General features: G+C 58.7%; 13 protein-coding genes. 4 read left to right on the top strand and 9 right to left on the bottom strand.

Features of this window, described 5'->3' with window-relative positions; all coding sequences use genetic code 11:
* Positions 1–114: 114 nt before the first annotated feature.
* Complete coding sequence (locus H035_RS0114585) at positions 115–3,273, bottom strand: efflux RND transporter permease subunit (protein WP_022949707.1); 3,159 nt, start codon at positions 3,271–3,273, stop codon at positions 115–117.
* Entirely contained in the window at positions 3,270–4,256 is a 987-nt protein-coding gene (locus H035_RS19965) for an efflux RND transporter periplasmic adaptor subunit (RefSeq protein ID WP_268741937.1), read from the bottom strand. The genes H035_RS0114585 and H035_RS19965 overlap by 4 nt, the downstream gene beginning before the upstream one ends.
* A 584-nt stretch (positions 4,257–4,840) precedes the next feature.
* Between H035_RS19965 and H035_RS19960 the strand changes: the two genes are divergently transcribed.
* Together H035_RS19960 and H035_RS0114565 are read left to right on the top strand one after the other, a co-directional pair.
* On the top strand, positions 4,841–5,041 hold the full coding sequence (locus tag H035_RS19960; protein WP_022949704.1) for a hypothetical protein: 201 nt from the start codon (positions 4,841–4,843) through the stop codon (positions 5,039–5,041).
* A gap of 52 nt (positions 5,042–5,093) precedes the next feature.
* Positions 5,094–5,453 (top strand): hypothetical protein, encoded by a 360-nt coding sequence (locus H035_RS0114565; protein ID WP_022949703.1) that lies wholly within the window; start codon positions 5,094–5,096, stop codon positions 5,451–5,453.
* A 114-nt stretch (positions 5,454–5,567) separates the two neighbouring features.
* Here the strand turns inward: H035_RS0114565 and H035_RS20960 are convergent, their stop codons facing one another.
* The 3 genes from H035_RS20960 to H035_RS19950 all read right to left on the bottom strand — a co-directional run bounded on the left by H035_RS20960 (position 5,568) and on the right by H035_RS19950 (position 11,318).
* Positions 5,568–8,516, bottom strand: a complete 2,949-nt coding sequence (locus H035_RS20960) for a bifunctional diguanylate cyclase/phosphodiesterase (protein WP_022949702.1) — start codon at positions 8,514–8,516, stop codon at positions 5,568–5,570.
* 76 nt (positions 8,517–8,592) lie between these two features.
* A complete protein-coding gene (locus H035_RS21855; protein ID WP_152486076.1) occupies positions 8,593–8,991 on the bottom strand; it encodes a hypothetical protein in 399 nt (132 codons plus the stop codon).
* Positions 8,964–11,318, bottom strand: coding sequence for a methyl-accepting chemotaxis protein (locus H035_RS19950; RefSeq protein WP_022949701.1), 2,355 nt, complete (start codon positions 11,316–11,318; stop codon positions 8,964–8,966). The genes H035_RS21855 and H035_RS19950 overlap by 28 nt, the downstream gene beginning before the upstream one ends.
* A gap of 209 nt (positions 11,319–11,527) precedes the next feature.
* On the opposite strand from H035_RS19950, the gene H035_RS19945 reads away from it, so the two are divergent.
* Together H035_RS19945 and H035_RS0114545 are read left to right on the top strand one after the other, a co-directional pair.
* Positions 11,528–12,010 carry a helix-turn-helix domain-containing protein gene (locus H035_RS19945; protein WP_051149723.1) on the top strand — a complete coding sequence of 161 codons (483 nt, stop codon included), beginning with the start codon at positions 11,528–11,530 and terminating at the stop codon, positions 12,008–12,010.
* On the top strand, positions 12,010–12,522 hold the full coding sequence (locus tag H035_RS0114545) for an IS630 family transposase (protein ID WP_051149724.1): 513 nt from the start codon (positions 12,010–12,012) through the stop codon (positions 12,520–12,522). The genes H035_RS19945 and H035_RS0114545 overlap by 1 nt, the downstream gene beginning before the upstream one ends.
* Positions 12,523–12,529: 7 nt before the next feature.
* Here H035_RS0114545 and H035_RS0114540 read toward each other — a convergent pair whose 3' ends face one another.
* From H035_RS0114540 to H035_RS19940, 4 genes are all read right to left on the bottom strand, one after another.
* Positions 12,530–14,248, bottom strand: a complete 1,719-nt coding sequence (locus H035_RS0114540; protein ID WP_022949700.1) for a bifunctional protein-serine/threonine kinase/phosphatase — start codon at positions 14,246–14,248, stop codon at positions 12,530–12,532.
* Complete coding sequence (locus H035_RS0114535) at positions 14,238–15,695, bottom strand: NarK family nitrate/nitrite MFS transporter (protein WP_022949699.1); 1,458 nt, start codon at positions 15,693–15,695, stop codon at positions 14,238–14,240. The genes H035_RS0114540 and H035_RS0114535 overlap by 11 nt, the downstream gene beginning before the upstream one ends.
* A 224-nt stretch (positions 15,696–15,919) precedes the next feature.
* The gene (locus tag H035_RS0114530; protein ID WP_022949698.1) at positions 15,920–18,361 is read right to left on the bottom strand and encodes a glycogen/starch/alpha-glucan phosphorylase; all 2,442 of its coding nucleotides are present in this window, start codon (positions 18,359–18,361) and stop codon (positions 15,920–15,922) included.
* 116 nt (positions 18,362–18,477) lie between these two features.
* Positions 18,478–19,440: a sterol desaturase family protein gene (locus H035_RS19940; RefSeq protein ID WP_022949697.1), complete on the bottom strand. Its 963-nt coding sequence runs from the start codon at positions 19,438–19,440 to the stop codon at positions 18,478–18,480.
* Positions 19,441–19,919 lie beyond the last annotated feature (479 nt).

Here is a 19,919-nt window from a genome sequence, read left to right as displayed (position 1 = left end):
AAGGAATTTTGATAAGCGTACATTAATCAAAATTCCCGCCGAGGACAAGCTTTCAACGGGGCCCGCGTGTGGTAAGTGGAAACTCTCACCGGGAGCGGCGCTCGCATCGCCATGCTATGAATTCGAGCTGGATCGGGCGGTCATGAACCGGTGCCGGATATGGAAGAGGGTCACCAGCAAGGAAGGCAGGAACACCAGCGTCACCAGGGTGGCGAAGAACAGTCCGAACAGGACGATCGCGCCGACGCCCCGGTAGAGTTCGGTGCCGGCGCCGGGGATGAAGACCAGCGGGGCCAGGCCGAAGACGGTGGTGATCATGGACATCAGGATCGGCCTGAGGCGCGATTCGACGGCGGCGCGTACCGCCTCTTCCGGTTGCATGGCTTGTTCGCGCAAATTGGTCAGGGCCTGATCGACGATCAGGATGGGGTTGTTCACCACCGTTCCCACCAGAATCAGAAAGCCCAGCATGGTGATCATATCGAAGGGCTGGCTAAGGGGGGCCAGCCCCAGCAAGGGCAATTGCGCGCCGACCACGTTCATGAGCCACAATCCGATGATGCCGCCGGCGATGCCGAGGGGTACCGTGGTCATGATCACGAAGGGATAGCCCCAGTGGGAGAAAATCGCCACCAGCAAGAGGTAGCTGAGGAGAATCGCGATGATGAAGTTTTCCGACAAGGCTTCCCGGGTGGCATCCAATTGATCGCTGGCGCCGGTGATGGTCAGCGTCACGCCGGGCGGTACCCGGCTTTTGTTTTTGAGAGATTGGATCAGGTCTTTTTTGACGGTGTCGATGGCGGTCTCGAAGGCGATCTCGCGGGGCGGAATGATGCGCACGGTGAGGGTGCGGCGTCCGTCGACGCGGCGGATGGTATCGGTATCCACCGTTTCCACCAGATCGGTGACCGCGCCCATCGGAATCACCGTGTCCCGGGGGGTGTAGATGGGCAGGGTGGGGATCTGATCCAAGTCGGTGATCGGGCCTTGATCGCTGTAGATATACATATCGATCTTGTCGTCGCCCAGAAAGTATTCATCCACGTAGGTACCGTCGGTAAAGGCGGACACGGTGTAGCCGATATCCTCCACGTCGAGTCCCAATTCGGCGGCACGCTCCCACTTGGGCCGGATTTCCAGAAGCGGTTGTCCCAAGATCAGCGAAGAAGGGTCGGAATTGATCCGGGGGTGGTTGAAAATCTCTTTCGCGCGCCGGTAGACGCGGGAGGCGACCCCGTAGATGGCTTGCAGGTTGCTGCCGCTGATATCCACGTTGACGCTGCGGGTGCCGCCATTGTTGCTGGTAATGATCGATCCTTGGCTGGAGAAGGCGCGCATGCCGGGATATTCCCGGAATTTCTCGTCCACGATCTTCATCATTCGACCGATCTGACCGGGGTCCTTGGTTTCCGCAATTATCCGAAGAAGCTGGGGCTGGGTCCAAAGGATCATGTAGGCCAGGGCGGGGACTTCGGTTTCTCCCCGAGCGAATTGCTCCGGGTCGTCGTCGAGATAGGGCAGAAAGGCGGTGTTCAGCTCATCGGCGATCCGGTTCATGGTCCGTGCGCTGTAGCCGGGAGGAGCGATCATGGACGCGAACGCTTTGGGCTCTTCGCCTTCGGGAAGGTATTCGGCGGGCGGAGTCAATTCGGCGATCGCCAGCAGGGTGGCGGCGAGCACGCCGATCAGGCAGAGCACCGATCGGACGGGTTTGCCCACCAACCAGCCGATCCCCGCCAGGATGCGTTGCTTGAGCCACCTTTCCGCTCCCGGGGAAACGGCTTTGGCCGCCAGCGGCAAACGGCTGCTGGCGGTGGGGATGACCGTCACCGACACCAGCATGGAGGCGATGATCGAGGCGGCGATGGCGATGGCGATGTCGGAATAAAGCTGTCCCGCCTCTTCTTGGACAAACAGGATCGGCGCGAACACCAGGACCGTGGTTAGGGTCGAGGCCAGTACCGCGGTCCATACCCGTTGGACCCCGGCGGCCGCGGCTTTCAAGCGGCTCAGCCCTTGGCGCCGCTGGGATTCGATGCTTTCCAGAACCACGATGGTGTTGTCCAGGGTCATGCCGATGGCGAAGGCCACCCCGGCCAGGGAGATCACGTTGATGGTGCGCCCGGCGAGCAATAGCCCGACGAAGGCGGCGATGGTGCAGATGGGAATCCCCAGCATTCCCACCAGGGTGGCGGGCAGGGAGCGGAGAAACAAAAACATCACCCCCGAAGCGAGGCCGGCGCCGATCAGCAGATTCTTCCAAACCTTTTTCACCGACGCTTCCACGTAGCGCACGTCGTCGGCGGTGTGCCGCATCTGCATGCCCATCGGTTCCAGCAGGTCCCGGCTGATTTCTTTCATCAGCGGCATCACGGCGTCCTTGATGGCGATCACGTTGGAGCCGGTGGTGCGCCGGAGGGAGATGAAGATCACCGGTTGACCGTTGAGGAAGGATTCGGAGACGATTTCGAAGTGATCCAGGCGGATCTCGGCCACATCCTTGAGGCGGGTGATGGAATCGCCCTGGCGTCGAATCAGCAGATTTTCGATCTCTTGCAAGTCATCGAACCGTCCCACCGTACGCAAGAGATAGCGTCGTTTGCCGCTGTCGATATCTCCTCCGGAAATATCCCGGTTTCGGGCGCGGATGGCGTCCCGAAGTTCGGTCAAGGTGATGCCCCGGTCGGCCAACCGCGCCGGATCCACCCGGATCTGGATCTGGCGTTCGGCGCCGCCGTGAATACTGACCTCGGAAACTCCGGGCACGCGGGCGATGCGGGTGGCTACATGGTCCTTAATGAAATCGCGCATCAGGTCCATGTCGACCCCTTTGGGGTTGCCCGGCAGGGGCTCTACCCGGAAAAACATAAAGGCGTTGTTGGAGAAGGAGCTGGTATACAGGCGCGGCTCGTCCACATTTTCCGGATAGGCGGGTACCTGACTCAGAGCGTTGTTCGCTCGGATCAGGGCCTCGTTGAGGTCGACCCCGAAGGCAAATTCCAGTTCGATATGGGCCTCGCCGGTGGAGGCGGTGGAGACGATTCGCTGCAGACTGGGCAGGTTGCGCAAATATTTTTCCTGCTCGATGAGGATCTCTTTCTCCACATCCCGGGGAGTGGCCCCCGGCCAAACCGTGTGAACGGAGATCACCCGCACTTCCAGGTCCGGGATCATTTGCACGGGGATGCGAAACACGGCGATCGCTCCCAACATCAGAAGAACCAGAACGCCGATGGCGAGCAGGGTGCCGCGTTTGATGATCGCTTCAATCATGAGGTGGATTCGAGGATTTTGACCACCTGCCCTTCCTTAAGGGCTTCGTTGCCTCGGACCACCACCATGCTGCCGGGATCGAGCCCTTTCAGGATGATTGCCGTATTGAACGTTTTGCGAGCCAATTGGACTTGGTGTTCGGAGACGCGCCATTGGTCACCGTCCCGTTTCACCAGCCAAACGGTGCGGCGGCCGTCCGGATAGGAAATCACCGCATCGCGCGGCAATTGCAGAGCCTGTCGGGCCAGTTGCACTTTAAAAATGGCCTGGGCGGACATGCCCGGCATCAAGGCGTCGCCGGCTTCCCCGATTCGTATGCGGGCGCGGAAGGTGCGCGCGCTAGGGTGGTTTACCGGCACGATGGTCGCCACTTCGCCGGAAAAAGTTTGGGGGGGCAGGGTATCCAATTTGACGGTCACCGGTGTCTTTTTTCCGATTCGGTGAAAGTATTTCTGAGGCACCTGAACGTCGAGGCGCAGTCGATCGGTGGCCACCAGATCGACGACCGGGGTGCCGGTATCGATCCATTCGCCGGCCTCGGTCAATTTCTCGCTGACCACCCCGTCGAAGGGGGCGGTGACCCGATGCAGTCGGACGATCGTCGATTGCCTTCGGTATTCCGCCTTGAGTCTGGCGAGTGCCGCCGCTTTCATCTTGACGTCGGCGGCTCTGGCCCGGGCGGTGGTTTTGGGAATATTCTTGCTGCGGATCAAGCGTTGGGCTTCCTCGTTTAGGCGTCGGGCTTCCTGGAGCGCCGCCTGGCCCTCGTCGAGCGCCGCCCGGGCGCGGGTCAGATCCAGTTTCGCCAACACCGGATCGAGCTCCACCAAAATAGCTCCGGACGTTACCCGGTCGCCGGCATCCACGTGGACCTTGGCCACCAGGCCGCTGACCTGGGGCGAGAGGGAGGCGCTGCGTTTGGAAGTGATGGTGCCGCTCAAGGGCAGCTTTTCGACGACCGGTGCCACCCGTGCCTCCGTCACATAGACCGGGGCCGGTTCGGCGGCGCGCGTCGAACCGGCGGCGAGCCAAAGACATAAAGCGGCCGCTGCTAAGTATCGATAGCTGAAGACAGACAGATAAAACTCCAGGTCAAAGATTGGGGTTTTAGGGACCAAATAGATTTGTACGTTTGATTTTAGCCGCCGTTTCCGAGGGATGGCAACCGGGTAACGGGGAGCATTGGAGCGTTGAAAAGGCGGTCGAATTCCAATGCGCTTCAGGTCGCAAAATGCAGCTTAACTTGACTGTTAGCCGCGAGACGGCTCGGAATCGATAAAGAGGCGTGTTCGGAGCAAGAAAAACCATGTTTCGAGTCGAAATGTATTGACGCTGAGAATATTTGTTGTATATGTTATCGACTCGATACTAGAGGATAGGAGGTAAGCGAAATTATTGGCAGTGGGAAATATCGATTGAGATGGTCGGCCGGCGGAGCCTGACTCGACTAGTCGAAACCGATGCCGGTGAGGGACTCGCTGCGGTCGACGTTTTGGACGCTTGGATTTTTTATGTCAACGATGAGACGTCCCCCGGGGACGTCGGATACTAAGCAGAGGTGTCTAGCATGAGCGATGAACGAGTGAGCGAAGGACAAGTGAGCGAGGAAAAGGAGAAAGATTATTTCTGGTTTTACGTGGCGGCGCTGGCGGCGGCGGCGATCGCCGTGATCATCCTCGTCAAGATCAACGAAGGCGATAAATATGAAGGGATTCAGAAACTTGAGAACGAGGAGGTCCAGCGGTTGAACATACGCGTACTCAATTGAAGAACATAAATCCAGGGAGATCCGATGGATTAAATCATTCGGGAGAATTGCTGTGAAACTAAAACGTATTATTATATTGGTCGCCTTGTGCACCGTTTCCGGAGCATCTCTGGGCGCGGAATTCATTTACCGGGATTTGATGGGCGATACCCTTCCCACGCCTGGGTGTTCGGCAAAAGCGGACGCGCTGGAAACCACGTCGAAACAATACTATATCGATAAATATGCCAAGCGGTTTTGTCAGACCCAGGGCTACGGCTGGGGGTTGGAGCAGGTCAACAACACGGGTCAGTCCGAGTGCGAACCGTGCGGCAACGGCCAAGAAGGCTATCAATGTCGTCTCCGGGATGTGGTGGTCAGTTGCAAGCGCCTCAAACCCGGTTCGGTGGGTTTGATTCCGGGTAAGGGATAATGCTCGTTTGGCCGGGGCATGCACCTCGGTAAAGAGAGGGAAAATTTTGCTTCATCGGGGTCCGTTTTGCGGATCCCGATGAAGCCAACATTCGGGGAAGATAAATTCGATTGGCTAGTCCACCGGTGATTCAGGCAGGAATAGTTCCTTTGCCGGTCGAGGACGGCTGAAATAGTATCCTTGGGCGAGATCGCAGTCCAATTCCTTCAGTGCCATGACCTGCTGTTTCGTTTCCACGCCTTCGGCCACCGTCTGAAGGGAAAGGGTTTTGGCCATGCCGATGACGGTGGCCACGATGGCGTGGTCGTTGCGATCGGTGAGCATGTCGCGGACGAAGGACATGTCGATTTTGAGTTTGTCGGCGGCAAATCGCTTGAGGTAGCCCAAGGACGAATAGCCGGTGCCGAAATCGTCGATGGCGAGGCTGAAGCCGTGACGGTGAAGGGCGTGGGTCACCTCCACGGTGGCCTCCGGGTCCCGGATCACCCCGGTTTCGGTGAGTTCCAGCTCGATGCGTTGGGGGGGGATGCCGGCGTCCCTGACGATCCGGCATACCGAATCTACGAAGTCGGGGGAGCCGAAGTGGGCCGCGCCGATATTGACGGCGATCCGGTCGGGGCACTGGCCTCCTGCCTTCTTCCATTGGGCGAGCTGGGTTGCGGCCGCGTGCAGCGCCCATTCTCCCAATTGCCGAATAAACCCCCGTTCTTCCGCGATGGGAATGAATTCCGCCGGCGAGATCCAGCCCCATTCGGGGTCCTTCCAACGGGCCAATGCTTCCACGCCGACCTGGCGATTGGTTTTCAGGTCGATTTGGGGTTGGTAATGGAGAGACAAAAGCCCGGTGCGTAGGGCCAGCTCGAGCTTGCGGGTCAGTTCCAGCCGGCGGGCGAGTATTTCACCCATGGCCCGATCGAAGAAACAAAAGGCTTCGTCCCGGGCCTTGGCTTGGTACATGGCGATATCGGCGTGGCGTAAAAGATCCTCCGGTGTTTGTCCGTCCTCGGGATAAAAAGCGATGCCCACGCTGGCTTTGATCAGAAAGCTATGGTCGCCGCTGGTCAGGGGGCGGTCGAGCGCGGCCTGGACGCGTTCGGCGACGTGGATGGCGCCTATTTGATCCGCATCGGTCAGGAGAATGATGAATTCGTCACCGCCCAGGCGGGCGACGGTCTCCTCGTTGCGGATGCAGTCACCCAGCCGGGTGGCTACTTCCACCAGTACCCGATCCCCCACGGGGTGGCCGAAATTGTCGTTGATCTCCTTGAAGCGGTCCAGATCGATGAACAGCAACGCCAGCTGCATTCCTCGCCGCTGGGCGCGGGCAATGTTTTGGGTCAGCCGATCCAGGAAAAGCGTCCGGTTGGGGAGATGGGTCAGGGGATCGTAAAAGGCGAGTTGTTGTGCCCAGGCTTCCGCGTTTAGGCGCTTGGTTTCCTGCTCGGCCGCTTCCAGCGCGAAGGCCAGGTCGGCAGTGAGTTGCTCCAGCAGGAACAATTCGTCCGCATCGAAAAAATCGATTTCCGAAGCATATAGATTGAGGGTGCCGCGCACTCGCCCGGCCACTTTCAACGGCAGGGAGACGGATGCGCGGTAGCCGTGGGCAAGCGCCATCTTTCGCCAGGGCGCCATGGCCGGATCGTGGGAAATGTCGTTGACCACCTGCGGGCGCTCGGTGCGGATTGCTCGGGCGCTCGGTCCGTCCTTACTGACGGGATCGCGGGTCGAAAGATGCAGGTTGCGGATATAATCTTCGGTCAAACCGGCCCATGCTTCGGGTTGGATGTTTCCCGTACGGTCGTCGTAGATACCCACCCATGCCAGGCGGAAGCCGCCGATCTCCACGGCGATGTGACACGCGTCCTGGAACAGCTGACGGGGTTCTTTGTTTCTGACGATGGTTTGGTTGATACGGGTGAGCAGCGCGTAGGTGCGCAATAGTCGGTTGATTTGCGCCTCGGATTGCTTACGTTCGCGGATATCTCGGGCGACGGTGGAAAGATATTCCACCTGACCGTTCGAGTCCCGGTGGGCGATGATGATTTGGGAGACGGGAATTTCTTCACCGTCTCGAGACCGCAAGGCGGTTTCCCCTTCCCAGGTTCCTTCGCGCATGGCGGTCGGCAAGCCGATTTCAAGTACCTTTTGGGCGGCCCATTCCGGATGGGTATCGGGGATGCGAATCGTATCGATGTCTTTTTCTGGGCCGATGCCCAACAGTTGGCGGGCGCTATGGTTGTAATATAAAACTTTTCCCTGGGGGGAGGCGATGGACACGAAATCGGGGGTCGCTTCCAGGATCGCCAACAAGCGGTGTTGAGCGGCTTTGGTTTCCTTCTTTTCGGTGATGTCCCGTACGGTCCCAATGGCCAACAAGGGGCGGCCAGCGTTATCGCGGTCGATTTCGGCACGCTCCTCGACCCAGCGAGTTTCCCCGCGGACGATCAGCCGGTGTTCGATCCGGTAAGCCGCCCCTTTTATAGCCGCTTGCCATGCACTTTTGACCCGCGAACGGTCGTCCGGGTGGACGCAGGAGAGAAATTTCGCGTAACTCAACGATGTCCCCGCCGGGACGTCGAAAATGCGGTAGGTTTCCGGCGTCCAAGACAACAGGCCGGTTCGGAAGTCCAGCGTCCAGCTTCCGATGTGCGCCACCGCCTGGGCGCGCAGCAAAGTGGTTTCGTTGGCCGCCAGGGCTTGTTGGCGCTTTAATTGTTCGCTCAGGTCCTCAACAATGACGCACAAGAAATACGCGTCATTCGTGGAGCGAATGCTTGCAACCCGCACCCGGGCTGCAATCGACCGTCCCCCCGCTAGAATCAGTTCGGTGGTCAAGTCGCTCGGTTGGCCGGTTGCCGCCGTCCGGCGGGCCGCTTGCTCGATATCCGCGCCACGCAGTGCGTCTCCGAGCGGTCGGTCTCGGATGGCGTCGAGTCCACAGGCGAGATGTTTCAAAATCGTTTGATTGGCCGAGATGACGGCGAGTTTCGGGGTGATCGTCAACAATCCCACCGGCAAATTCTCGAGAATCTGTTCGGCATAACCTTCGAGATCTAAAATCATGGCCCGGTCGGCGTTTTCGTTCTTCCCTGATATGGGAGAGTTGCCGCTAATGTGCATGGCCAATTATGATTCAACTTTATTCAAAAGAAGAATTCTCCCCGGTTAGAAGAGGCCATTTACCCGAATCCAGTTTGTTCCGAATGAATCCGGACAGGAAATATTGCCTTGAGTGTAGTATAGACCTGAATGCTCCGGCCAAGGACCGTGGTGCGGCGGCTATATTCCAGCATGCCGTTAAAGAATAGTCTTCAATCGATGCGCCGCGTCGGATCAGTTGCGCCAGAGAACCGTTCGCCGCCTCGGTCATCCACCGGGAAAGGCGATTTGCCACGAGATAAGGCTTTGGGTCGCCCGAGCGGAAGCCGGTTGCTGCTTCCAAAAACCTGCGGAAGGTTTGGTCTTCGTCTGGTGAAATGGAGAGGGTGTTCTCGGGCATAAGGCAAATTCTCAGTGATGTTTGGATGCGGTCGACCATGATTGACCTGCTTGAATCTTGAACTGACTGATCAGTTGTTGCAGCTCCGTGGCCAGACGGGCTAGATCGTCGGCGGCGGCGGTGGTTTGTTCGGTGCCGCTGGCGGTTTGCTCCGAGATTTGGCTGATGTTGGTCACATTGCGGTTGATTTCCTCGGAAACGGCGGATTGCTCCTCCACCGCGCTGGCGATCTGGACGTTCACTTCATCGATGGTGGCTACCGCGCGGGTAATGGCTTCCAGCGCCTGAGCGGCTTGATCGGCCTGCTGCACCCCCCGTTGCGCTTGTTCGCGGCTCTCTTCCATCACTCCGACCGCGTTGCGGGCGCCGCTTTGAAGCTTGTCGATCATGGCCTCGATTTTCTTGGTCGATTCCTGGGTGCGCGAGGCGAGGGTGCGGACCTCGTCAGCCACCACCGCAAAGCCGCGCCCTTGCTCTCCTGCGCGCGCCGCTTCGATCGCGGCGTTCAGGGCCAATAGATTGGTTTGCTCGGCGATCCCTTTGATGACGTCGAGTACGGTCCCGATATTTTCGGAATCGTGCCCCACCTCCTTGACGACGCCGGCGGCATCTTCGATTTCCTCCGCCAGCTGGGCAATGGCCCGCGAGGCCGATTCGACCACCGATTTGCCGCTTTGCGCTTCCCGGTGGGCTTGACTTGCCGAATCGGCGGCGGCGCTGGCGTTACTGGCCACTTCTTGCACGGTGGCGGTCATTTGGTTGATGGCGGTGGCGACTTGATCGGTTTCCCGGCGTTGATGATGGACGTTGCCGGCGCTGTCTCGAGCCACCGCGGACAGCTCTTCCGAGGCGGCCGCCAGTTGGCCGGTCGAACCGATGATCTGCTGGATGAGACCTTCGAATTTTTCCAGCATGGCGTTAAAGGCGTGCGCCATCGTCCCGATTTCGTCTCGGGACGCGCTTTCGGCGCGGAGGGTCAGATCGTTGCGAGTCGCCACCCGCTTTGTGACCTCGCTCAGGCGAAGCAACGGTCGAGTGAGTCCCATGGCGAAGAACAGGCCGACGACCACCGCGACCGCCGCGATGAGCACGGTCAGGATGATCGCGGCGACGGTGATTTCCCGGGAGATGGCCGCTTCGGGAGCGAAGGCTTCTTGGGCGTCGATCTCGCTCATCAGCGCCCAGTGCAAGCCCGGGATATTCAGCGGCGTGTAGGCCGACAGCACTTCCACGCCGCGATAGTCGGGGAAGATCTGAAACCCCCGGTTGCCGTTGACGGCGGCCCGAGTGCCTTGGGTGTCGATGACCTGAAGGCCGATATTGGTGCGTTTGGCTTCGATTTCCGCCACCAACTCGGTGGGGGTGCCCCTTTTTCGCATCAGATCGGCGTAGCCTTCCGCATCTTCGATCAGAAAACGGCTCATGCTGCGCGCCTTCAGGTCGGGACCGACGAGATAAGTCTCGCCGGAATCGCCCAGACCGGCTTCTTTCCACTTGCCCTCATTGGTCATGATGGCATTGATTTGCCCGATGGGCAGTTGGAGGATCAGGACCCCCAGGCGTTCGTTTCCTTCGAAGACGGGGGAAGCGATGAAAGCGGCCGGACTTTCATAGGAGGGCAGGTAAGGAGAGAAATCGACGATTGCGACCTCGTCCCGGCCCAGTCGGTTGGCGCTCCGAAATGCCCGGCCGATCCCGGTGTCGGCGTAGGGGCCGTGGTTCAAACCGGTGGCGAAATCCAGTTCCTTGAATACGGAATAGACGATATTGCCGGAGTCGGCGTCCACCAGAAAGATATCGTAGTATCCGAACGCCTCGAGAAACTGACGGATGGGCGGGTGATACAGTTTGTGAACCTGGCTATAGGCCGAACCGTCATCGGCGCCGTCCAGCCGGTGTTTGCTCCCCAGCGGATAGGGATTGGCCTGGATGTAGCGGTATTGGAGCGCGACCGAGCGGTCGTCCAGACCGTTCAGCAAGGAAGTGAGATCGACGGATTTGCCGTGGTTGAGCCGACCATACTCCTTACCGAAAGCGTTCCGATAATAGTCGCCCAGGGCGTTGCGCATGCGATCGATGTCCGCGCCTTCCGGCAAGGCTTTATAGGTGCTTTTAAACTGGCGCATCGCATCGATCGTCATCCGGTTGCTGGAAAAGGTGACAACCTGCTTGCGAATGTGGTGAAAGTAATCCTCGATCTGTGCTTTTTTGGTGTCGCGAATGGAAACCAGCTGATTTCGAGCGGCTTCTTTCAAGGCATCGCCGGCGGTATGAGTGGCAATGGCGCTCAAAATGAACGAGGCGGTGACGAGGGGAACAATCGCCAAGGCGGACGAGACGGCGACCAATTTGGGGGTAATGTTCATGGCATCCTTTTATGCGTATCACCAAATTCCGTGAAGTTTACCCGCTCCTTAGACATGTCGATGCCGCGCCGGCGAGACAACTCCATGGAATGGTATCGGTAGGGAAACGGATTTCTTTAGCCAAATAAAGGCAGGCGTGGGTTAAGTCCTTCGCAACAAATTGACATGCATTAAAATGACGTTTTTTTGAACTGAGGGACAAGCGGACAATGGGCGTGAAAGCGATAGAATTGAGCGAAGGCGAGCGGGAAACGCTGCGGGCGATTATCAAAAAAGGCGTGGATTGGCGGGAGCGTGACCGAGCGGAAACGATCTTGGCCTTGTCGGAGGGGCGGACGGTGGCGGAGGTTGCGGAAACGCAAGGGGTGAAGCCGGAAACGGTGCGGGTGCGGCGGCGGAAATGGCTGAAAAGAGGTTTTGCGAGCTTGCCGGACCGGCAACGCAGCGGGGCGCCCAGCAAACTGACGGACGAACACCGCGTGCAGTTGAGGTGCTGGGTCGAGGCGGAGCCGTTGACGGCGCGCGTCCTACTGACGCGGCTGGAGCGGGAATTTGGCGTGAAGATCGGCGCGACGACGCTGCGCAACGAATTGAAGCGCCTGGGCTATGTCTGGAAGCGCACGCGCTACTGTTTAAAAAAAAGCGTGATGAAGGACGTTTTGAGCAAGCCCAGCGGGATATCGCCGAACTGATGACCCAGGCCCAGGCGGGTGCAATCGAACTGGCTTACGTGGACGAGGCGGGTTTTGCGCCGCAACCGCCGAACCGCTCGGCGTGGACGGCGAAAGGCGAGACGCACGCCGTTGCACCCAAGCGGGCAAAGCGTCTGAACGTGATCGGCGCGTTACTGTCGTCGGGCAGACTGTTTATGACCAAACTGTGGTGGAACGTCAGCGGACTGTACTTTTTTGCCTTCCTGATGGCGCTCGTGGAGCGTGTCAAGAAGCCGTTGGTGGTGATTTTGGATAACGCCTCGATCCATACCGCCAAGTCCTTGCAGCCATATTGGGAACTGCTGGAAGAAAAAGGGTTGCGTTTCTACTTCCTGCCCCCTTATAGCCCGGAGTTGAACCGCATCGAAATGTTATGGCGTAAGATGAAATACGAATGGCTCCCGTTCAAGACGTTCACGCCGGAAGAACTCGAACAGGCAATCGGTGAAATCGGGGCCGGTTTTGGCTCGGAATACATGCTGACTTTCTGATAAGCACTTAACGATCGAACAGATAGATCAGCCCGATGAGAAGGATGAGGTTGAGGATGCCGGCCAATGCCGAGATAAGCTGCCAGAATCGGATCGGATTGCGCTCGATGAGCGGTTGGCGGTCTTGCTGCAAAAATTGAGGATTGGGATGTTGCAAATCGTGCAGGAATTCGGACAAGGCTTCATAGCGCTTGTCCGGGTCGAACCGCAAGGCTTTTTCCAGGGCCTTGTCCATCCATAGGGGGATGTCGGGATTCCAGTGGCGGGCGGAGTGATACTTCAGGCGGGTAACGTTGCCCTCGCCGTACTTTTCCCCGTAGGGCAGGCGGCCGGTCAGCAATTCATAGGCGATCACCCCTAACGAAAATTGATCCGATCTGACGCTTCCGGCATAGCCCAATAGATATTCGGGCGCGGTGTAATGCCGGGTTCCCAGGAGGTTCATGCGCTCCAGGGGCGATTCGATTTCCGCCACGCCGGCGATCTTGACCGAGCCGAAATCGATCAGTTTGACCGTGCCGTCGCCATCGATCATGAGGTTTTCCGGCTTCAGGTCCTGGTGCAGCATTTCCAGTCGGTGCATGGCCCGAAGCCCCTTGACGATTTGCGCCACCAGGTCGCGCACTTCCCGGATGTTGCGCCGGGGATGGTCGTCCATCCACTGGCGCAGGGTTTGTCCCGCGATGTATTCGGTCACCAGGTAGAGGCAGGAACGCCGCCGCCGTGGCTTCAAAACCCGCAGCACATGAGGGTTGCGCAGGCGGCCCCCGACCCATTCTTCGTGGGAAAACCGATCGATGTAGGTCAGATCGTCCTCGAAGTTGGGCGAGGGGGTTTTGAGGACCACCGTTTCCCCGTTCTCCTCGTCGACGGCTTGATAGACTTGCACTCGCTTGCTGGCGCTGATTTCCCGGAGAATGCGGTAGCCGTCCAGCTTCATGCCCGGATCCAGCAGCGGCGGGAAGGGCAATTCGACCAGCTTTTGCCAAACCGCTTCTGCGTTGGTGGCGGGGAGCCGGTCGAAACGAACGATTTGGCAGGTCAAGTTGTCCGGACTGCCCGCCGCCAGCGCCTGGCGGACGATTTCCAGCGCGGCCTGGTCGAGATCCGGCCAATCCCGGAGGATGCGGACCATCGCGGCGCCGGACAAATAATCGTGCACCCCGTCGGTGGTGAAAATGAAGCCATCTCCCGCCAGAAGGGGGAAGGTGCGGTGATCGATGTCCAGGCTCAGGTCGATCCCCAGCGCCCGCGCCAGATAGCGGTCGGGGCCCCAGCTATGGTCCTGGGTGAGCTGTTCCAGGGTGTCGCCGCGCAGGCGATAGATCCGGCTGTCGCCGACGTGGAACAGATAGCCGGTGTGGGACTTGACGATCAGCGCGCTCAAGGTGCTCGCCCAGCTGCCGGGCTGATTGCCTTGGCCGTAGAGCCAGCGGTTGACCGCCGCCAGCACTTTCTCCACCGATTGCTGGACGCTCCAGGAATCGGGCGTGGCGTAATAATCGCTGAGGAGGCTTTTGACGCAGCTTTCGCTGGCTACTTTGCCGTCATCGCAGGCACTTACCCCGTCGGCGACCACCGCGGCGATCCCTTTGTAGGTGAGATCCGGCTCGGCGGGAACCAGCACCCCGAAGGAGTCCTGATTCTCCTCTTTGTGACCGGTGGCCGAATATTGGCCGATGCTCAGCTGAAAGGAAGTCGTTTTCGATGGGACATTATCCCACATCGATCATGTGTACCGTGCCGTCGGGCAAAGTTTCCGCGACGTGACCCTTGGGTTCGTCCAGAAACAGGGCGGCCACCATGCCCGCCAGAGCGGCGATCGCGATCGCCAGAAAGAAGGTCTGGGGGCTGACGAAGGAAAATATGGTTAGAAACACCACCGCCCCCACGTTGCCGTAGGCGCCGACCATGCCGGCGATCTGGCCGGTGAGGCGGCGTTTGACCAGGGGGACCATGGCGAAGACCGCTCCTTCGGCCGCCTGGACGAAAAAGGAGCAGACCATGGTGACCGCCACCGCCAGGAACAGGGGCCAGCCGGCATCGATCCGGGACATGGTCCAATAGCCGAGGCCCAAGCCGGCAAGCAGAATCAGCAGACTTTTTTTACGGTGGAAGCGATCGCTGATGAGTCCGCCGCTGGGGCGGGAGACAAGATTCATGAAGGCAAAGCCCGCCGCCAGCATGCCGGCATGGACCTGGCCGATGCCGAAAGTGTCCTTGAAAAACAGGGGAAGCATGGAGACCACCGCCAACTCCGAGCCGAAGGCGATGAAGTAAGCCAAGCTGAGGATAGCCACTTGCTTGAATTTGTAGCGGTCGAATGCCGGCACTTGCTTCCGGAATACCCCGTGATTAACCCGGACGGCGTGATAGATCTGGTAAGCATAAAGAAGGCTGAGCACAAGGTACAGGCCGTTGGCCAGGATCACGTCGAACAATTTCAGCTGAACCAGCTTCCAGGTCAAAAGCCCCAGGGCGAAATAGAGCGGGAAGTTGAGCAGCAGGTAGAAGAAGAAATCCCCCGGCGAGGTCACTTCCAGGGCGCCGGATTTTTTGGGTTTGAAATAAGTGGAACCCTTGGGCGTATCGGAGACCGAAAAGAAATAGATCCCCGCGTAGATCAATGCGATGACGCCGGTGGTGGCGATGGCGTAGCGCCAGCCGTTTGCCCCGCCGTACCACAAGGCGAGGGTGGGCAGGGTCATGGCGGCGAACGCCGAGCCGAAATTTCCCCAGCCGCCGTAGATGCCTTCCGCCAGTCCCACGTCGCGGGACGGAAACCACTCCCCGATCATCCGGATGCCGATCACGAAACCGGCGCCGACGAAACCCAGGAGAAAACGGGTGATGGCCAGGGTGGTGTAATCGTCGGCGATGGCAAAGGCAAAGCAAAAGAAGCTGGAAAGAAACAGCAGGCCCGAGTAGACCCGCTTGGGTCCGAGCTTGTCCACCAGCATCCCTATGACGATGCGCGCCGGAATGGTCAGTGCCACGTTCAGGATCAGCAGGATTTTCACCTGCTGGTCGGTGAGATCGAAAACCTCGCGGATCGAAGCCATCAAAGGCGCATGGTTGAACCAAACCATGAAGGAGATGAAAAAGGCCAGCCAAGTGAGATGCAGAATGCGCATCCTGCCCCCGAAGGTCAGAAAGGTGAGGCGTTCCGACATGAGATATTTCCTTTTGTCTGGTAGGGTCTGAATTGATGTGCCTCTAAATATCAGCAGGTTTTATGCCAAAAGATGGGTTTCAGTCAGGGCGGCCTGCTTTTGGCGGCAAAGCAATCTGAGAGTCTGTTCCGACCCCACGCCAAACACGCCTCAAGCAATCCTTCGGCTGCCTTGAATTGGTGCGTCGATGCACTGAATTCGAACAGTAGGCGGCAAGTCCGTGTCTAGGCGGCGGGAATCGGTTCGATTTGCCAGATTTGGGCGGCGTATTCGCGAATGGCTCGGTCGCTGGAGAAGCGGCCGGCGTAGGCGATGTTGAGGATCGCCCGCCGGTTCCATTCATGGGGATTCAGGTACATCCGATCGATGCGCGCTTGGCAGGCGATGTAATCGGCATAGTCGGCAAGCACCGCGAAACGGTCCTCGCCGAGGAGAGAATCGATCAAGGGACGGAAACGGTCGGGATCGTCGGGAGAAAAATAGCCCTCGGCAATCATGTCCACGGCCTGTTGGAGTTCGGGGTGGGCGCGGTAATACTCTCGGGGGTTGTATCCTTGCCGGCGCAGTTCGACAAGTTCCTGGGCGGTGTGGCCGAAGATGAAGAGATTGTCCTCGCCCACCGCGTCGCGAATCTCGATGTTGGCGCCGTCCAGGGTGCCCACGGTCAAGGCACCGTTCAAGGCCATTTTCATGTTGCTGGTGCCGGAGGCTTCGGTGCCCGCCATGGAGATTTGCTCGGAAAGCTCGGTGGCCGGAATCAGCATCATGGCGTTGGAAACGCCGTAATTGGGCACGAAGATCAAGCGCAGCCGGTCGTTGGCGATCGGGTCTCGGCGAACGGTCGCGGCGACGTCGTGGATCAGTTTGATGATCAGTTTGGCCATGAAATAGCCCGGCGCCGCCTTGCCTCCCAGGATCACCGTGCGGGGCAGCAGATCCCGTCCGGTACGAAGGCGATTATAACGGGTAATGACGTGGAGGACGTTTAAAAGCTGGCGCTTGTATTCGTGAAGACGCTTGATCTGGACGTCGAACAAGGTGTTCGGGTCGATCTCGATTCCCAAATCGGTTTGCAAGTATTTCGCAAGATGCTTTTTGCCGGCATGTTTCGCCGTTCGAAACGATTGTTGAAAGGCCGGATCGGTGGCCTGCGGGGCGAGCCGCTCGAGTCTTTCCGCTTCCCGCACCCACTGCGGGCCGGCGGCCTCCGTGATGAGTTTGGCCAGCGGCGGATGGCACTGGTTGAGCCAGCGCCGGGGAGTGACGCCGTTGGTCACGTTGAGAAAGCGGTCCGGAAAAATGCGCGCGAAATCCCGGAAGATGGTGGTCTGCATGAGCCGGGAATGGAGCTTGGAGACGCCGTTGATTTTGTGGCTGCCGACGATGGCCAGATGGGCCATGCGAATGCGTTTTTCCCCGCCTTCCTCGATCAGCGAGACCCTGCGGATCAAATCCGTGTCGCCGGGGTGGCGTTCGCTCACCCTACGCAGAAAGCGGGCGTTGATCTCATAGATGATTTGCAGATGACGCGGCAGGAGGGTCTCGAATAGGAACACCGGCCAAGTCTCCAAGGCCTCCGGCTGGAGGGTATGATTGGTGTAGGAGAAGGTGGCCACGGTGATATCCCAGGCGGTTTCCCACGGGATTTCGTGGAGGTCCACCAGAATCCGCATCAACTCGGGGATGGCCACCGCGGGATGGGTGTCGTTGAGCTGAACGGCGGCCTCCTGGGGGAGGGATTCGAAGCCGATGTGGTCCTGTAGGTATTTCGCCAGAATATCCTGCAGGGAGGCGCTGGCGAAAAAGTATTCCTGCCGCAGGCGGAGCTCGCGGCCCATTTGAGTGGTGTCGTCGGGATAAAGGACCTTGGACAGGGTTTCCGACTGGATTTTTTCCGCCACCGCCTGGATGTAGTTGCCTTTGTTGAAATAAGTCAGGTCGAATTCGCGCGAGGCCTTGGCCGCCCACAGGCGCAGATTGTTTACCGTTTCGCCCCCGTAACCGGGAACCGGAACATCGTAGGCCATGGCCAAAATGTCTTCGGTATCCACCCAGCGAGGACGCGGAGCGCCTCCGACGTCTTGCCGGATTTCCACCCTCCCGCCGAATCGGATCGGGTATTGGATTTCCGGGCGGGGCAATTCCCACGGATGTTCGTCGCGCAGCCAGGGATCCGGATGTTCCACCTGCGAGCCGTTTTCGATGGTCTGGCAGAATATGCCGTACTCGTAGCGGATGCCGTAACCGAAACCCGGCATTTGCAAGGTCGCCAAGGAATCCATGAAACAGGCGGCCAGGCGCCCGAGTCCACCGTTTCCCAGCGCGGCTTCGTATTCGATATCCGCCAATTTAGTCAGGTCCATCCCCATTTCCTCCAGAGCCTTCCGGAATGGTTCGTAATCGCCCAGGTTGAGGAGGTTGTTGATGAGGGAGCGCCCCAGAAGATATTCCATCGACAGGTAATACATCCGCTTGACGTCGCGCAGGTAATAGCGGCGCATGGTCTCCATCCAGCGCGAAGTCAAGCGATCCCGAACCGTATGGGCCAGGGCGTAGAACCAGTCGCGGTCGGATGCTTCGACCGGGTCCTTGCCCAGGGAATAGATCAAATGATTGATCAGGGTTTCCTTGATGGAATAAATGGGCTGCTCGGATTCCGTCGCCATGGGGAGCACCTGAATCCATTGGACGATGGATGCTAGCTTAGCAGATCGGTTCGAAATAGCCAGGTATCGTGACCCGACGCGTTCTTACCGACTCACGCCGCAAATGTCGCCCCACCTTAGCGCTGCCTAGGGGCTAGAATCTGCCGCTCCGCGGCCACCCAATCCTCCATTTCGAAGCCGGAAGCGAAGCCACGTTTTTCGGCCCGGTAATAAGCCGCCTCGGCGATCATTGTTTCCACCAGACCGGAAGGCAAGGGCGCGTCGGCGGGGGCGTGGAGCGGCTGAAAGCCGAGCTTGAATAATTCCAGCCAATTGCCCGGCGGTGTCAAATTGAGGCCGATGTCGACGGGTTCTCTCACCGCCAAGGTGCCCAACAGCCGATCCCAAAAAGAGAAGACGAAGCCGTAGTTGCGATCGTGCTCGTCCCGTTGAGTGGAGTGGTGCAGTCGGTGCAGGGAGGGCACGGTGAATAACCAAGCCAACCAACGTTCGCCGGCGATACACAGGTTGGCGTGATGGAACATGACCCAGAGGGTGACCAAGGTTTCGGAGGCTAACACCAAGGTTGCTTCTACCCCCGTGACCAAAATAAAATCCGCCTTGATCACCGTGGTGAGTAACACCTCCACCAGGTGGAGTCGGAAGGCGGTGGAGACGTTCAGGAACGGATCGCTGTGATGAATCCGGTGGAAGCGCCAGAGCCAGGGCAGTGCATGGCACGTCCGGTGCCAGAAGTAAAGGGTCAGATCCAGCAGGACAAAAGTGGCCAGGCCACGCCAAGGGTCGCCGAGACCGTCGAGCAAACCGCGCCGGGCCACCCGCTCGGCGAGCACCAGGAGAAACGAAGTCGACAGCAGGGAAAGCAGGACGTCGTTCATGACCAGGGTGCTGAGATTGATCCGCAGGGATCGGCGGGCGAGGCTCGTACGGGGGTTCTCTTTGCCGCAGCGCAATTCCATCAGCACGAAGCCGGCGAGCACGGCGAATAGGAGCAGCACTCGCCCCATTCCCTCCGGCAGTTGCAGCAGACCGGAGAGGAGGGCCGATAAGGACGGGAATAGCATCAGGGTTTCAAACATTTCTGTTCCCTCCCTCATTCGAGGTGGTGATCAAGTAAGGAAATGCAATGCGGATGCCATACTATAGCAGCTCGATTAATTTTTAATGAAAATCAATCGACTAATTTGTTAATCAATTATTGCCCGATCGAATGCTAATGCACGAAGAACCCATTTGTGAACCGGTTCGGTGAATTCTGCATCGCAATGGTGCGACGGGAATGACTCAAGTAGAGTCCCTTCTCCCGCTGGCGGGAGAAGGCTAGGGTTGAGGGTGGTTTTAAATAAAGGCATTTTCCTGATGGATTCCACCCTCACCCCGACCCTCCCGCGAGCGGGAGAGGGAAACCATGGCATTCGCGATTACCCTGACCCTCAAACGAGTTTTGAAACAGACTTTTAGAGTATTTTTTACATTCTTAGTTGTTGAATTATATGTCATTTTCACGAAATAGATCCTGTGCCGGGAGACTGGTATTTATTTGGCACATTAAATGCAT

Origin of the sequence: Methylohalobius crimeensis 10Ki, assembly GCF_000421465.1 — a bacterium.
GTDB lineage: Bacteria > Pseudomonadota > Gammaproteobacteria > Methylococcales > Methylothermaceae > Methylohalobius > Methylohalobius crimeensis.
This window is presented reverse-complemented; position numbering and strand designations above follow the sequence as displayed.

Coding starts and splice junctions, on each gene's coding strand:
- H035_RS0114585 (WP_022949707.1), bottom strand. CDS start 3,273: ATGATTGAAGCGATCATCAAACGCGGCACCCTGCTCGCCATCGGCGTT.
- H035_RS19960 (WP_022949704.1), top strand. CDS start 4,841: ATGAGCGATGAACGAGTGAGCGAAGGACAAGTGAGCGAGGAAAAGGAG.
- H035_RS20960 (WP_022949702.1), bottom strand. CDS start 8,516: ATGATTTTAGATCTCGAAGGTTATGCCGAACAGATTCTCGAGAATTTG.
- H035_RS21855 (WP_152486076.1), bottom strand. CDS start 8,991: ATGGTCGACCGCATCCAAACATCACTGAGAATTTGCCTTATGCCCGAG.
- H035_RS19950 (WP_022949701.1), bottom strand. CDS start 11,318: ATGAACATTACCCCCAAATTGGTCGCCGTCTCGTCCGCCTTGGCGATT.
- H035_RS19945 (WP_051149723.1), top strand. CDS start 11,528: ATGGGCGTGAAAGCGATAGAATTGAGCGAAGGCGAGCGGGAAACGCTG.
- H035_RS0114545 (WP_051149724.1), top strand. CDS start 12,010: ATGACCCAGGCCCAGGCGGGTGCAATCGAACTGGCTTACGTGGACGAG.
- H035_RS0114540 (WP_022949700.1), bottom strand. CDS start 14,248: ATGTGGGATAATGTCCCATCGAAAACGACTTCCTTTCAGCTGAGCATC.
- H035_RS0114535 (WP_022949699.1), bottom strand. CDS start 15,695: ATGTCGGAACGCCTCACCTTTCTGACCTTCGGGGGCAGGATGCGCATT.
- H035_RS0114530 (WP_022949698.1), bottom strand. CDS start 18,361: ATGGCGACGGAATCCGAGCAGCCCATTTATTCCATCAAGGAAACCCTG.
- H035_RS19940 (WP_022949697.1), bottom strand. CDS start 19,440: ATGTTTGAAACCCTGATGCTATTCCCGTCCTTATCGGCCCTCCTCTCC.